The 13,444-nt window shown below is 62.6% G+C and carries 14 protein-coding genes and 1 pseudogene; 5 read left to right on the top strand and 10 right to left on the bottom strand.

Annotated features, from left to right (window positions below; translation table 11 throughout):
- Positions 1 to 4: 4 nt before the first annotated feature.
- The 3 genes from cyoA to AC06FD_RS08090 form a co-directional block, all read right to left on the bottom strand.
- Positions 5 to 1,093: a ubiquinol oxidase subunit II gene (cyoA, locus tag AC06FD_RS08100; RefSeq protein WP_259203915.1), complete on the bottom strand. Its 1,089-nt coding sequence runs from the start codon at positions 1,091 to 1,093 to the stop codon at positions 5 to 7.
- A gap of 265 nt (positions 1,094 to 1,358) precedes the next feature.
- Entirely contained in the window at positions 1,359 to 2,987 is a 1,629-nt protein-coding gene (locus AC06FD_RS08095) for an L-lactate permease (protein WP_478077524.1), read from the bottom strand.
- A 43-nt stretch (positions 2,988 to 3,030) separates the two neighbouring features.
- Positions 3,031 to 4,035 (bottom strand): 2-hydroxyacid dehydrogenase, encoded by a 1,005-nt coding sequence (locus AC06FD_RS08090; RefSeq protein ID WP_478077523.1) that lies wholly within the window; start codon positions 4,033 to 4,035, stop codon positions 3,031 to 3,033.
- Between the two features lie 140 nt (positions 4,036 to 4,175).
- Here AC06FD_RS08090 and AC06FD_RS08085 point away from each other — a divergent pair, with 140 nt between their 5' ends.
- The 5 genes and pseudogenes from AC06FD_RS08085 to AC06FD_RS08065 form a co-directional block, all read left to right on the top strand.
- On the top strand, positions 4,176 to 4,526 hold the full coding sequence (locus tag AC06FD_RS08085; RefSeq protein ID WP_478077767.1) for a hypothetical protein: 351 nt from the start codon (positions 4,176 to 4,178) through the stop codon (positions 4,524 to 4,526).
- Between the two features lie 271 nt (positions 4,527 to 4,797).
- Positions 4,798 to 5,583, top strand: a complete 786-nt coding sequence (locus AC06FD_RS08080) for an alpha/beta fold hydrolase (RefSeq protein ID WP_478077522.1) — start codon at positions 4,798 to 4,800, stop codon at positions 5,581 to 5,583.
- A complete protein-coding gene (locus AC06FD_RS08075; RefSeq protein ID WP_478077521.1) occupies positions 5,580 to 6,902 on the top strand; it encodes a GGDEF domain-containing protein in 1,323 nt (440 codons plus the stop codon). The genes AC06FD_RS08080 and AC06FD_RS08075 overlap by 4 nt, the downstream gene beginning before the upstream one ends.
- A 91-nt stretch (positions 6,903 to 6,993) precedes the next feature.
- Positions 6,994 to 7,803, top strand: a complete 810-nt coding sequence (locus AC06FD_RS08070; protein ID WP_478077520.1) for a hypothetical protein — start codon at positions 6,994 to 6,996, stop codon at positions 7,801 to 7,803.
- A gap of 181 nt (positions 7,804 to 7,984) precedes the next feature.
- Positions 7,985 to 8,383: pseudogene (locus tag AC06FD_RS08065) on the top strand (DUF695 domain-containing protein); the annotation flags it as partial.
- Between the two features lie 168 nt (positions 8,384 to 8,551).
- Here the strand turns inward: AC06FD_RS08065 and AC06FD_RS08060 are convergent.
- The 7 genes from AC06FD_RS08060 to AC06FD_RS08030 all read right to left on the bottom strand — a co-directional run bounded on the left by AC06FD_RS08060 (position 8,552) and on the right by AC06FD_RS08030 (position 13,434).
- Positions 8,552 to 8,956, bottom strand: coding sequence for a DUF4279 domain-containing protein (locus tag AC06FD_RS08060; RefSeq protein ID WP_478077519.1), 405 nt, complete (start codon positions 8,954 to 8,956; stop codon positions 8,552 to 8,554).
- 816 nt (positions 8,957 to 9,772) lie between these two features.
- The gene (locus tag AC06FD_RS08055) at positions 9,773 to 10,171 is read right to left on the bottom strand and encodes a hypothetical protein (RefSeq protein ID WP_478077518.1); all 399 of its coding nucleotides are present in this window, start codon (positions 10,169 to 10,171) and stop codon (positions 9,773 to 9,775) included.
- A gap of 408 nt (positions 10,172 to 10,579) precedes the next feature.
- Positions 10,580 to 10,978 (bottom strand): DUF4279 domain-containing protein, encoded by a 399-nt coding sequence (locus tag AC06FD_RS08050; protein WP_478077517.1) that lies wholly within the window; start codon positions 10,976 to 10,978, stop codon positions 10,580 to 10,582.
- Positions 10,979 to 11,520: 542 nt separating this feature from the next.
- Complete coding sequence (locus tag AC06FD_RS08045; protein ID WP_478077516.1) at positions 11,521 to 11,883, bottom strand: hypothetical protein; 363 nt, start codon at positions 11,881 to 11,883, stop codon at positions 11,521 to 11,523.
- Between the two features lie 378 nt (positions 11,884 to 12,261).
- Positions 12,262 to 12,783 carry a hypothetical protein gene (locus AC06FD_RS08040; RefSeq protein ID WP_478077515.1) on the bottom strand — a complete coding sequence of 174 codons (522 nt, stop codon included), beginning with the start codon at positions 12,781 to 12,783 and terminating at the stop codon, positions 12,262 to 12,264.
- Complete coding sequence (locus tag AC06FD_RS08035) at positions 12,761 to 12,940, bottom strand: hypothetical protein (protein WP_478077514.1); 180 nt, start codon at positions 12,938 to 12,940, stop codon at positions 12,761 to 12,763. Before AC06FD_RS08035 ends, AC06FD_RS08040 begins: the two co-directional genes overlap by 23 nt.
- A 161-nt stretch (positions 12,941 to 13,101) precedes the next feature.
- Entirely contained in the window at positions 13,102 to 13,434 is a 333-nt protein-coding gene (locus tag AC06FD_RS08030) for a hypothetical protein (RefSeq protein ID WP_478077513.1), read from the bottom strand.
- Positions 13,435 to 13,444 lie beyond the last annotated feature (10 nt).

Here is a 13,444-nt window from a genome sequence, read left to right as displayed (position 1 = left end):
ATGCTTATTCTCCCGAGCCTGCGTGGCCGGCGTGACCGGCGGCGGCGTGCTCGTCTGCAGTGTGGTCTGCGTGCTCGGCGGCGGCGCCAGCGGCGTGGGCCGCGTGCGTATCGTCGGCATGCACGTCGGCCGGGGCGGGACCATCGGCGGCCGGCATGTCGTGGCCGGCATGGCTTTCGCCCGCGGCGCCGTCATGGCCCATCGCCTGGTGGTCGTGCTTCATGCCGTAGTGCTGGTTGTCGCCCATGTGCTTGGCGATCACCCAGTCGAACAGGCCGGCTTCGCTGGTACCGAAATAGGTCACCGGGTGCCAGTCGTGGTTCTTCTCGGCCACCAGCGCATTGAAGGCGGTCTTGTCCAGGGTCGCCGCAGTGCCGCGGACCTTGGCCAGCCACTGCTGGTACTGCTCCTCGCTGACCGAATGGGCAGTGAAGTGCATCTTGCTGAAGCCCGCGCCGCTGTAGTGCGAGGACATGCCCGGGAACTCACCGGTCTCGTTGGCGATCAGGTGGAGTTTGGTCTCCATGGCCGTCATCGAGTAGATCATGCTGCCCAGGTGCGGGATGAAGAACGCATTCATCACCGAATCGGACGTGATCTTGAAGTTCAGCGGGGTATCGACCGGGAAGGTGATCTCGTTGACCGTGGCGATGTTCTCTTCGGGGTAGATGAAGAGCCACTTCCAGTCCAGCGAGATGGCTTCGATCACCACCGGCTTCTTGTCCGAGTCCAGCGGACGGTACGGGTCCAGGGCGTGCGAGGAACGCCAGGTCAGCACGGCCAGCACCAGCACGATCATGCACGGGATCGACCACACCACCACTTCGATCGCGGTGGAGTGCGACCACTTCGGCTCATAGCGGGCCTTGGTGTTGGTCGCACGGTACTTCCACGCGAAGGTCAGGGTCATGATGATGACCGGCACGACGACCAGCAGCATCAGCACGGTAGCCGTGATCAGCAGCGTCTTCTCATCGTGGCCGATCTGGCCCTTGGGGTTGAGGATGGCCGAGTTGCAGCCCGTGAGGAACACGGACAACGCAAACAGCAGGCCCGGACGCAAAAAGCGTCCAAGGGGGTTCAACGGAATCATCGGTCGATCCAATTGCGTAGGGAATGCCAGCTCAAGCGCGCCCCGCCCGGCCAATGGCCGGATGTGCCGGTCCAGGGGGACAGGCACGGGGACGATCATGTCAGCCTTTCAATTTTAGGCCGTCACGCAACATTTAAGAAGAGCATTGACAATGATCCGGCGCAGGAAAGGCCACAAATAGGCTGCGACACGTTGTCGCAGCGGTGCGCAACAGCCCGGATCGGCACGTCCGCGGCATTCATGTATAGACATGAATGCCTCAGTTTCAGCCCGTCATCCACGACAGCAGCAGGGTGCACAGGCAGACGTAGGCAAGCAGCCCGAGGCTGATCGCCAGGGTGCTGCGCATGATCGCCGATTCCTGGCCAACCAGCTTGACCGCCGCGGCGGCGATGGCGATCGATTGCGGCGACACCAGCTTGGCCATCACCCCGCCGGCGGTGTTGCCCGCCACCAGCAGCGCCGGCGACACCCCGATCTGCCCGGCGGTGACCGCTTGCAGGTGCGCGAACAGGGTATTGCTGTTGACCACCGAGCCGGTGATGAACACGCCCATCCAGCCGATCACCGGCGCCAGCACCGGGAACAGGCCGCCGGCCTGGGCCAGCGCCAGCCCGATCGTGGACGAGGCCCCGGAATAGTTGGTGATGTAGGCCACCGCCATCACCAGTGCCACCGTCGCCAGCGGCTTCCACATCTGGTTGCCGGACTGCGCCAGTTCTTCCGCGGCCGACCGCACGGTCAGCCGGGGTGACAGCACCACGGTGAGCAGCGCGGCGATCAGGATCGCGGTGCCGGACGCATTGAGCCACCCCACGTTCCAGACCGCCGGCAGGGTGCGCGCGCTGGCCACCAGCGGCGGCACCTCCTGCACGCGCTGGTCCAGCAACGCGATGGGCAGGTGCAGCACCGTCGCCCCGAGCGCGCCGTCGGGGCCGAACAGCGCCTTGAACGCCGGCAGGCTCCAGGTGAGGATGGTGGCGGTGAGGATGTAGAACGGCGACCACGCCAGCAGCACCTGCCGCAGCGTCCAGCGCTGCCCAGAGACCGGCGGGGCCTGGTCCTCGCGGTAGATGCGCACGGGGCGCCAGACCTGCATGAACGCGGCCAGGCTGCCCATCGCGGCCAGGGGGCCGATGATGTCCACCAGTTCCGGCCCCAGCAGCACCAGCGTAAGCGTCTGCGCCCCGCTGAACACCGCGCCGACCACCAGCAGCACCGGCCAGGTCTCGCGCACCCCGCGCCAGCCATCCAGCATCCATACCAGTACGGCCGGCAGCAGCAGCGCACACACCTGCACCAGCGGGACCAGCATCTGCGACATCCCGCCCAGCGCCACCCCACCCTGCTGCGCCCCCACCAGCACCGGGATCCCGATCGCCCCATAGGCCCCGGCCGCGCCATTGGCCACCAGGCACAGCATGGCCGCCTTGAGCGGACGGAAACCCAGCTCCACCAGCAGCGCGGCGCAGATCGCGATCGGCACGCCGAAGCCCGCGGCCCCTTCCAGGAAGCCGCCGAAACAGAACGCGATCAGCAGCACCTGGATGCGCTGGTCGTCGGAGATGGTGGCGATGCTGCCGCGGATCACCTCGAACTTGCCGCTGCGGATGGCCAGCTTGTACAGCCACACCGCCATCAGCACGATGAAGCTGATCGGGAAGAGGCCGTTGGCGATGCCCAGCAGCGCCGCGCCGGCAATGGCGCCCGCGGGCATGCCGAACACCCAGGCCGACACCAGCGCCGACACCAGCACCGCCAGCAACGCGGCGGTGAGCCCCTTGAGGCGCAGCACCGTCAGCGCGAGCAGGAACACCAGCACCGGCAGCGCGGCCAGCAGCGCCGAGAGGTTCGCGTTGCCGAGCGGATCGTAGGTCTGATGCCACATGGTCATGCCCCTGCGCGATAGGTGGAGGGAGGACGGCGACCGCGGTGGATCAGGCGGCGACCACGCGATTGGCACACGCGCGGCCGCGGGCGAAGTCGTCCAGGTTGCCCAGCGTGATCGCGGAGATCTCCTGCAGCGCCTCGACGGTGAAGAAGCCCTGGTGCCCGGTGACCAGCACGTTGGGGAAGGTCATCAGGCGCTGGAAGGCGTCATCGTCGATGATCTCGCCCGACCAGTCCTGGAAGAACAGCGCGCTTTCCTGCTCGTAGACATCGATGGCCAGGTGGCCCAGCTGCCGCGCCTTGAGCGCACCGATCACCGCCTGGGTATCGACCAGGCCGCCGCGCGAGGTATTGACCAGCATCGCGCCGGGCTTCATCTGCGCCAGCGAGGTCGCGTTGATCAGGTGGTGGGTGTCCGGCGTCAGCGGGCAATGCAACGAGACGATGTCGGCCCGCGCCAGCAGTTCCTCCAGTGCCACGAACGTGCCGATCGACGGGAAGTCCGGTGACGGGTAAGGATCGTGGCCCAGCACCGTGCAGCCCATCCCCTTGAAGATGCGCGCCGTGGCCAGGCCGATCTTGCCGGTGCCGACGATGCCCACGGTCTTGCCGTGCAGGGTGCGCCCGAGCAGGCCATCGAGCATGAAGTTGCCCTCGCGCACCCGGTTGTAGGCGCGATGGGTGTGCCGGTTGAGGGTCATCACCAATGCCAGCGCGTGCTCGGCCACCGCCTCGGGCGAGTAGGCCGGCACCCGGGCGACAAAGAACCCCCGCTGCCCGGCCGTGGCCAGGTCCACGTTGTTGAAGCCGGCGCAGCGCAGCAGGATCGCGCGCACGCCCAGTGCATGCAGCGCGTGCAGTACCGGTGCGTCCAGGCGATCGTTGACGAAGACACAGACGGCCGCGCAGTCCTGTGCCAGCGCGGCGGTATGCACATCCAGGGACGCGTCGAAGTACAGGAACTCGGCCGGCTCCGCGAGGTCGGCGCACTGGTGGGCCTCGTCGAGGAATCGGCGGTCGTAGGGACGCGCGCTGAACACGGCGATTTTCATGGCGACTCCTCGGGGGAAGGCGGACGACGGCGGCCTACTTGCGCCTGCCCTGCCGTGCACCGCAGGATCGCGTGCCAGCCCCGCGCATGCAACCCTGGCCGGCTCGCCCCCCCCCCCACCGAGACCCTGCCGTGTCCCTGATGTCCCGTTTGCTGCGCTGGACCAGCACGCCCACCGGGCGCCGCATCGTCATCATCGCGACCACCGTGATCGTCCTGATGGCCGCCTCCAATCCGCTGTTGCTGCCGGTGCTCACGATGGTCGATGCGGTGGGCTTGGATGTCCTTGCCCTGCTCATCGGCGCCCAGGCCCTGGCGCTGCTGCCGTGGCTGGTCGACCGTGCGCGCCGCTGGACCGGGCCGGCGCGGCGCGTACTGGCCGGCATCGTTGCCGGGGCCGCCGGCGGCTATCTGCGGCAGTTTCTGTTTGGCGGCTGGATGCCCGCGCAGGCAATGCGCATTCGCCTGCGCATTGAAACGACAGGATCCTGAGGATTCTCCGGGTGGCGTCGCTCATGTTGTCGCCATGACCGGGACGACGCGTGCGAGTCCACCCCTCGATCGCGTCGCGACCAAGCCCCGCCTTGGCGCGTACGCCCATCATTCCGGCTTGCCCCGCCCAAGGCCGGATGCCCGCACTCGCCGTTTCGGCGGTGCTGCCGCACATGAACCCCAGCTCGCATCGCGATAGACCCCGCCCACCACCGTGCCCTAGTATTCGGCCCTTCAGCGCCATGGGTAGACGTACGTGGGCAGTTTTGAAATGTTCAACGGTCGTCGCAGCGGCCAAGGCAGGCAGGTCGCCGTTCTTTCCCACGGCTTCGGTACCGACCAGACCGCATGGACCGCGCTGCGGCCCTGGTTCGAGGCGCGTTTCGACGTGATCTCCTTCGACCTGGCCGGCTGCGGCCCCCAGGGTGCGGAACGCTACGATTTCGAACGGCATGGCGCGTTGTTCGGCTATGCCGACGACCTGATCGACCTGCTGGATGAGTGCGGCGTGTCGCAGTGCACGTACATCGGCCACTCGATGAGCGGCATGATCGGCGCGCTGGCTGCCATCGCCAGGCCCGACCTGTTCGAGCGCCTTGTCCTCATCGGCGCGTCGCCGCGTTACCTCGATGATGTCGACTACACCGGCGGGTTCAAGCCGCAGGACCTGGAGGGCCTGTTCCAGAGCATGAGCGCCAACTACCAGGCCTGGGTGGCCGGGTTCGCGCCGATGGTGGTGGGCGTAGATGACAGCGCGGTGATCGCCGATTTCTCCAACACCCTGTTCCAGATGCGCCCGGACATCGCGCTCAACACCTCGCGCACCATCTTCACCTCCGATCTTCGCGGCTCGGCCGCGCAGGTGGCCAAGCCCGTCCATGTGATCCAGACCGCCGTGGACGTAGCCGTTCCGGTGCAGGTCGGGCAGTGGCTGGCCAAGGCGATCGACGGCGCGACCCTCGACGTGATCGATGCCGCCGGCCACCTGCCGCACATGACCGCCGCCGATGCGGTCATCGGCATCCTCGAGCAGCGTCTTGGCGGAGCGGCGCATTGACCCGCTCCGACAGCGACGCGCTCGCCGCGCTGTGCCACTTCGCCCAGCTTGCCTCGGGGGCGGACAGGGTCATGGCTATCGACATCGAGGCCGACGGCCGTGCCACGTGGGCAGTGTCCTCGCCCACGCTGTCGTTCTCCGGCTTCAATCTGGCCCGTAGCGGCATCTTCGAGCATGACTGGCGTGGCGAACCGGTAGAGGCCGCCGCGTTCCGGCTGCCGTCCGCGATCCTCCACGCACTCGGTGGCACCCCGGGCTCGGTGCTGTACATCCCCTCCCCGTCCCATGGCGCACCGCTCAGCGGGCTGTTGCTGCTATGGCGGCAGGCGTCGGCGCCTGCGCCGATGACGCAGCAGGTACCCATGCTGGCGGCCAGCGTGGCGCGGCTGCTGTCGGCACGACGGGAGGCCGCACGCGAGGTGATCGTACGCAACCAGTTCGAGGATCTGTTCGAGAGCGTGCCGGCCGGCATCGTGCTGATCGACGGCGATGGCGTGGGGGCGGCAATCAACGAGCGCGCCGCCGAGCTGATGGCGTGCGCTCCGGGGCGCCACCGCGCCGCCGAACTCGCCGCGCCCATGCGCGCCCTGCGGCAGCGCTGCGACAACCACGCCGAACTGGACCAGGCCTATGCAAGGCAGATGGGCGACGTCAATTTCGCCTCGAAGCTGAATTGGACGTTGGGCGAACGCACCTTCGAAGTGGACACCCACCCGGTGCGCGGCAACGGCGAGCACGGGCGCATCTGGCTGTTCACCGACGTCACCGCCGACCTGCTGATGGCCGCCGAACTGCGCCGCCTGGCCTCCTCCGATCCGCTGACCGGCGTCCCCAACCGCCGTCATTTCGAGGAATGCTCGGCACAGATCATCGCCGCCCGCGAAGCCCAGGGCCACGCCGTGGCCGTGCTCATGGTGGACGTGGATCATTTCAAGAAGATCAACGATACCCACGGCCACCCGGTCGGCGACGAAGTCCTCAAGGCCGTCGCCCGCCGCTGCCGCGAGGCGCTGCGCGATCGCGACCTGTTCGCCCGCTTCGGCGGCGAAGAGTTCATTGCGTTGCTGTCGGCGCCGGTCATCGACGAGGTACCCGTCGCGGCCGAGCGGCTGAGGCATGCCATTGCCGCCGAGCCGATCACCGTTGCCGGGGTACGCATTCCCGTGTCGATCAGTGTGGGCGGCGCGATTGGCGAGGCGCTGCCAGGAGGCGACCAGCCGCTGCTGGAGGAACTGGTCGCACGCGCGGATGAGGCGCTTTACCTGGCCAAGACCGAGGGGCGCAACCGGGTGCGGATGGCGGAGCCGGTCACGGCCTAGCCGCCGACCGACCCGCCCCTCTTGCCTGCCCCGGGCGCCCCGCTACACTCGGGCCATCCGGGCCCTCCGGCCCCGCCTCGAAGGACGCAACATGGATGTTGTCCGCTCGTTTCGACGCCGCCTGTGCATGGCCGTCGTCCTGCTTGGCTCAGCCGCTCCGGCCATGGCCGCCGATCCACCCGCCAATGAGACGCCGCTGCAGCTTCAGCAGCGCCGGGTGGACGCACTGCGCGCGGCCGCCGACGCCGCCTCACCGACCAACCAACCCGACCGCGACGCGCTGGTCCGGGCCATGATCGTGGTGATGGCGGTGGCTGATCCCGCATTGCTTCCCGACGCATCGGCCGGGCTGACGGCACTCCCGGATCTACGCACCCTGTGCGCCAACAGCGCACACGCAGGCGCGCATCTGGTCCGCATGGCGCGGGCCACCGGCGATACCGAAGGGATGCTGGCCCGCATGTCCGTGGCGGTCGATGGCACCATGATCATGGCCACAGCCTGCTCGGCACGGCAGCTCGACATTCAGAGCCGCGCGATACTGGCACGGCCGGGCAAGCAGCCGACTGCCGAAGAGCTCACGGCGATGCAGAAGGAGGCCGACACCCTCCCACGCAACATTGCCGGCATCGTCCTGGGCGCCAGCCTGACCGACCTCAACCCGAACTCGCGCGCGCGCACCGCGCTCGATGGCCTGCCCGTTCTGGTGGAGGCCACCGCCGCGATGCCCCCGGCCACCAAGACCGCCACCCTCGAGGCGGTGCAGCAGATTCTTGACCCGCCAGACCGCGACGGGCATATCGACCACGAAGCGCGTGATGTGCTGCTGCAGGCACTGAAGGGCAGTGAATGTGCGGCGGCCTGCGAATTGCTCGGGGCGGCGGAAGGGCGGCCCGGCTGATTCGCCGATGCCCAGGCCGGGCTGATCGCTCTGGCGCGCACGCGACTTGCCGTCAGGCGAAGGCCACGAAGGTGGCCGGCCCGTGCACTGGCAGGACCATCGCCAGGGCGTCGATGTCGCGAACGTCATCGCCTCCTTCAGCCGTCAGCGTGCTCGGCACCAGACTCCGCACGGGTACCAGATGGATAGACCAATGAGAGATGTCCCTGTTCCCTCCTATAGCTTGATTGAGACTTCCATCGGTAGCGATCCGGCTATTGTAGTTATCAATTCCGCATTACGTACATTCAGGGGACGTAATGCCTTTCCGTGGCACCTGAGAATTGGAATAAATTGCAAGCTTCAAGGTCTGAATGGCATGCCGACCAACGAAGAAATTGACACCCTTGTCCGGCTGGAGGAAATGATTGCACTGGCGATCGAGGCCGACCGTAACACTATTTTCCTGGCTCGAATCACGGCCCGTGGAGAGCGCGCACTCTTGTTCCGCGTTCATGACCCCGAAGTGGCTGATCAGATATTAAAGCGCCTGACCGCCTTGCCGGACAGTCTGCGCGAGTGGGAATATCAGATGGAGTACGACGTCGACTGGATACTGGCGAACCGGAAATGGACCTACTGGCAGCGCCTTCTCGCTCCAACCCGCCATAACCATCAAGTGAGCCTCGGCTGGCGATTCATGCACTTGAGTTCAATGTTCAGTGCATCCGCTGGCCGGGAACGGCAAGAGCCCGCTCCACTGGACGGCCTAAGCTCGCACTTCTGCCGGATAGATGTCCCAAGTCAAGTCCAACCCGAGGCTGCAAAGCGCCCCCATCTGCAAACTGGTCAGGGTGAATCCACCCTGCTCGCCAACTTCACGAAAACAGACTATGTCCGCAGCACACCCGGCAGCACGTAAATGATCGAACGTCTTCGCGGATCCAGACAGGCGGCCCAGCAACCAATCGATATGATCCTGCGGATCCATCGAATCCAACTGATCTTTGGACGAGTACTTCCATAACGAATCCTCTCTCTCAAACCGCCTTGGAGAGAGAGCATTGCGCACACGGATGCTGGTAGGCGCCAAGCCCAATACCGCCTCAATCGCACCGAGATCAAACGACTCAGAAAATATTTTCAGCGTCACATACGTTCGAATACAGGCCATGGACGATCAAGCTCCCAGTCATTCACCGACTCCGCTCAGCGATGCTGATGAAATCGGCCGGCCGTGTACGCTTCCATAGAATCACCGAGATTGCCAGGCCACACCTTGGATAAACTTCGCCACACTTAAAACATCCAGGTTTCGCGGCTCACTCGAATTTCCCAGCTGCGGATCCATATACGCTGCTGCATGTACCTCAGCCCGGCGGCCGAGTCGCCCACATGTCCTGTGTACCCCGACCCATCCGTGACCTGACCACCTACAACGGCACCGCAGGGCTCGCAGTCATGGCGCTCGATCACGGCGCCATTGGCCTCGGTCTCAGCCACAACCGAACCCAACGCGTCCGAGTGGATGTAGGTGTCCGTCGCCTCGGCGACAGCGGAAGGCGATCAACCCAGGCCAGTCAGCACTGTCCGCGACAGCCAAGCGCCTACCGTCCGCGACCAGCAACAACGAGGCCAGGGCTTATCATTCCAACTGGCACCGGAAACAGGAGTCGAACCTGCGACCCACGCTGCCAGACCATCACACAATGACGATCGATGAAGCCGCCTCTGATCGCAGGTGAATTATTGCCAACGCTATTCATCATCATATGAACAAGCAGGCTCAGCTCCAGATGACCGTACTTCCGTCGGGCCCGTTCAGCTGCACGGCTTCCGGCCCGGAGTACCCGTCTTCTGTCAAGTCGACGGTGAGACATTTATCGCCCGAAAAAATGATGGTCATTTCGACCTCATCAACCATGCAATCGACCAACTTCAATCGGATCGACGCATCTCTCGGTGCGCCCCCCCGGTTAAGCAGGCTCTTTCAGCGCGGAATTCGGCATTGCGCCGGAAGCGCCTTGATTATCCTAACCATGCACTCATCGAATCGAGACGTGCAACGCTCAGCCAGTACATTCGATGAAGGCGAGTGAACTTCAAAATCAACCCGAAGAGAACCATCCACACCCGCATCATTATGACGTTGATCGGGTTTCGCACTCACGATTACAAGCCTCCATGCCCGCCCTGACTTGAAAGTAGAGTCAGGGGCTAGATTGACCTCCTTCATCAACCCCTCAAAATATCGCTGCGCCAGGCCAGCACTCGGCGCCTCGTTGATTACCACAACCTCGCAGCGATCATTCCAACATGCAGCCAGTAGCAGCGGAAGACCAATGGCAAATACTGCCGCCAAGGAACGTTTTGGAATAAGAATTAACATTACTTTCCCCGAGCACTTTTCTCAAGACGCATTGAGTCAATCCTTCCGTCAACCCTGAAAACACCCCGAAACGAACTTAATTTGACTTTAGTGGCCGAGTCATTCGACCTGATGGAATCCTCATCTCTCGCCCGCAGCCTAGTCCCCCGACGATCTTCCATGATATGGCCTTGAGAGTATCCAGAACTGCTCACCATTACGTCTGTTGCAATATCAACTTTTTTACGTCGGTTCAAGGCGACCGCTCTCAAGCCTGTATACGTCGAAACCGACGACCGCGATTCCGACCCAAGCATGGAAAGAGAATCGCTCCATCGAGTCGGATGGCAACCAGAGCTCGCAGCGACCGATGTCATTTCAAGTGCAATCGACTGAAGCATCCGCAACGTGCAACTGGACTCCCTGAGCTTACGCTTCAGCCCGATATATATCCCAAGTCAAGTCCAATCCCAGGCTGGAAAGCGTCCCCATCTGTAAACTGGTCAGGGTGAAGCCACCCTGCTCACCCGTTTCAAGGAAGCAGAATACGTCCACAACACACCCTGCATCCCGCAAATCATCAAACTTACTCTCGGATCCAGACAGGCGGCTCAGCAGCCAATCGATATGATCTTGCGGATCCATCGAATCCAACTGGCCTTTGGACGAGTACTTCCATAGCGAACCCTCTCTCTCAAACCGCCTGGAAGAGAGAGCATCGCGCAAACGGATGCTCGTAGGCGCCAGGTTCAATGCCGCTCCAATTGCGCCGACATCAAACGATTCAGAAAAGATTCTCAGGGTCACATAAGTTCGAATACAGGCCATGCGCGATCAGACTCCTAGTCCCTCACCAAACTACCTCAGCGATGCTAAAGAAATCGGTCAGTCATGTATGTCTGCAATAGAATCACCGAAATTACCACCCGAGACCTCAGGATAAAATTCGCCACAGCTTGACAAACTTCAACGTCCGGGTTTCGCCACTCACTTGACTTCGGCAAATTTTCCTTCGCTGAGTGAATCGCATCCTTGACGTCGTGAGCTGACCGGCCCGTATCGCTAGAGATGGTGCCCACTCTATCAGTTGTCTCTCCCCCACAGTTGCCACACGCACCCGATGGCGCCGGGCGCTCGGTCGTTCCGCGGGAATCACCGGACTGGCTTGCTTGAAAGTAACCCCTGACCTTACTGGTCAACTTAGGGCAGGATGCGAGGCGGTGTTTGGATGAGGATCGTCCGCAAGCAGGTCAGTTTGGAGATCATCTCCCGCTCGGCAAGCACGGCTAGCCATTCGACTCCGCTGCAGCTAGCGACTTCCGCCACTGCCGCCTCGTCGCCGTGCGGTGACAACCTGTCGCCGGACGGCTTCATGCGGCATTGATCGCCGACAGAACGACTTCAATCCCAACATCTGCACATATCCTCAGTGCGTGCTCCCGCGCCTCCGCCGGGGGGAGTCGCCCAGCCATCCTCATCGCTTCAGTTGAAAGCCCCGCATCGAACGAGATCTTGTTCACCACATCTTCTTGAACGCGGCGATGCAGCTCGATAGCGGGCCCGAGCTTCATCATGCTCTCGGGATGCAGCGCACTTGAAGCTTCATGTCCGTCCAGCGATTCGTAGTAGTAAAAATTGGAGTATTGCTCAATGAAAGCATGGGCATTAACGGAGCCTAGCGCAAATTCCTGCACAAGCTTCGTCATCTCAATGATCGCAGTTTCAGTTTCCATGATTTACGTCGCTCCAACTCATTGTTTAATCGGAAGCCATGGGGTTCCGTCGGCATTGGTTACACCGGGAACATGACCATACCTTGAGGCAAGGCTTGGTATTGATCTCACAGTAACGATCAGCCAGGGATCCAACGGTGCGATTGAGGTCAATCACCCCATCCTGACGGGAGCAGCGCTCTTGGCGCTAAGCGCCAGCGAAGCCGGATCGGGTCGCGGTGGCGACATCAGCCAAGGCGCATCAAGCGGGGCTGAGGTTGCCGGCCAGCGGCCGGCACTACCAACGGCCGTGTCGCCCCAAACAAAAAGCCCCGACCAAGGCTGGGACTTTTCTACAATCGGTGCCGGAAACAGGAGTCGAACCTACGACCTAAGCATTCATACATCTACCCGCGCGTACTCGTCCGCAGGGAACTGCCAATTTTTGGGGGCTCCACCAGGAAACGACATCGAAAAGGCACCGGGAATGTCGACAGCTACTGCACTGAATACCTCTCCGCCATCCTTTGAACGGAACTCTATCCCCGCATCGACAAGGATGCCATCACGTTGCCACCGGAGGATGCTGATCTGGCCTATCACAAAGCCCACCGGTTCTGAGAGGCCAACCTGATCCCCATCACTGACGGCACTTGGCGCCAAAGCAAGATTGATCGTCCCATACTCATCCCAGCCACGAACCAGGGTGCTGGATGAAGTAATTTCAAGTGAGCATCCAGAACTGAACTCCAGACAGGCCCACCACGCAAGATCCGAGCGCTGAGCAGCAGGAATGCAGAAACGCGTTACTTCCGCCCCACGCAACAAATCGAGTTGATCGAAAGAATCCAACCCTTTAAGCTGCGCTGGAAGGTAGAGCGACCCATCAGCCAGAGAATCAATCGTAGTGAAGGGTTTCATGTGGTTTATTTCCGCTACCGGGAATGTCCATGCTCTTCCCACCTGAACTGTTGGTGTCGCGACCGTTCACGTACAGGTGTCGATTGAACTTCCCCAAAGGCTGCTCATACGCCGTGACCGGATCCACCGACAGGAACACGCCCAAGTTCGGATCCATGTACCGCTGCTACATGTAACAGCTCACGGCCGCGGTCAATGAGATATCCGAGACCACGCACGGGCAAGTTCACTGACACCGCATGCAGCCAAGATGCGTTCGTCCTTGCCATTTCATTATCTTCAGAAATGCGCTATCCATCATTATCTGAAGAAGCAGACTCAGCTCCAGATAACGATGCTACCGTCGGGCCCGTTCAGCTGCATGGCTTCCGGCCCGGAGTATCCGTCGTCCGTCAAGTCGACGGTGAGAAATTTATCGCCCGAAAACATCATGGTCATTTTGACGTCATCGACCAGGCAATCGACCAACTTCAATCGGAGCGACGCATGTGTCAGTGCGCCCACCCGCTCGCCGCAGGAGAGCGTGTATCCGTTATAAATATGAAGCGACCATCCATCATCAGTTCCAACCTGAAGCTGCTCATCCTCGACGGTCAACGTTACATACTTGCCCTTGAGATGTTGAAAAGTGTCTGATCGATGCTCGTTCATGTGACGTTTC

The organism is Stenotrophomonas sp. Steno-Z1, from assembly GCF_056393175.1.
This window is presented reverse-complemented; position numbering and strand designations above follow the sequence as displayed.

What these genes read in the sequence shown, in the direction of transcription:
- AC06FD_RS08060 (WP_478077519.1), bottom strand. Translation starts at nt 8,956, where the DNA reads ATGGCCTGTATTCGAACGTATGTGACGCTGAAAATATTTTCTGAGTCG.
- AC06FD_RS08030 (WP_478077513.1), bottom strand. Translation starts at nt 13,434, where the DNA reads ATGAACGAGCATCGATCAGACACTTTTCAACATCTCAAGGGCAAGTAT.
- AC06FD_RS08045 (WP_478077516.1), bottom strand. Translation starts at nt 11,883, where the DNA reads ATGGAAACTGAAACTGCGATCATTGAGATGACGAAGCTTGTGCAGGAA.
- AC06FD_RS08050 (WP_478077517.1), bottom strand. Translation starts at nt 10,978, where the DNA reads ATGGCCTGTATTCGAACTTATGTGACCCTGAGAATCTTTTCTGAATCG.
- cyoA (WP_259203915.1), bottom strand. Translation starts at nt 1,093, where the DNA reads ATGATTCCGTTGAACCCCCTTGGACGCTTTTTGCGTCCGGGCCTGCTG.
- AC06FD_RS08070 (WP_478077520.1), top strand. Translation starts at nt 6,994, where the DNA reads ATGGATGTTGTCCGCTCGTTTCGACGCCGCCTGTGCATGGCCGTCGTC.
- AC06FD_RS08035 (WP_478077514.1), bottom strand. Translation starts at nt 12,940, where the DNA reads ATGGATCCGAACTTGGGCGTGTTCCTGTCGGTGGATCCGGTCACGGCG.
- AC06FD_RS08055 (WP_478077518.1), bottom strand. Translation starts at nt 10,171, where the DNA reads ATGTTAATTCTTATTCCAAAACGTTCCTTGGCGGCAGTATTTGCCATT.
- AC06FD_RS08040 (WP_478077515.1), bottom strand. Translation starts at nt 12,783, where the DNA reads ATGAAACCCTTCACTACGATTGATTCTCTGGCTGATGGGTCGCTCTAC.
- AC06FD_RS08095 (WP_478077524.1), bottom strand. Translation starts at nt 2,987, where the DNA reads ATGACCATGTGGCATCAGACCTACGATCCGCTCGGCAACGCGAACCTC.
- AC06FD_RS08085 (WP_478077767.1), top strand. Translation starts at nt 4,176, where the DNA reads ATGTCCCGTTTGCTGCGCTGGACCAGCACGCCCACCGGGCGCCGCATC.
- AC06FD_RS08080 (WP_478077522.1), top strand. Translation starts at nt 4,798, where the DNA reads ATGTTCAACGGTCGTCGCAGCGGCCAAGGCAGGCAGGTCGCCGTTCTT.
- AC06FD_RS08090 (WP_478077523.1), bottom strand. Translation starts at nt 4,035, where the DNA reads ATGAAAATCGCCGTGTTCAGCGCGCGTCCCTACGACCGCCGATTCCTC.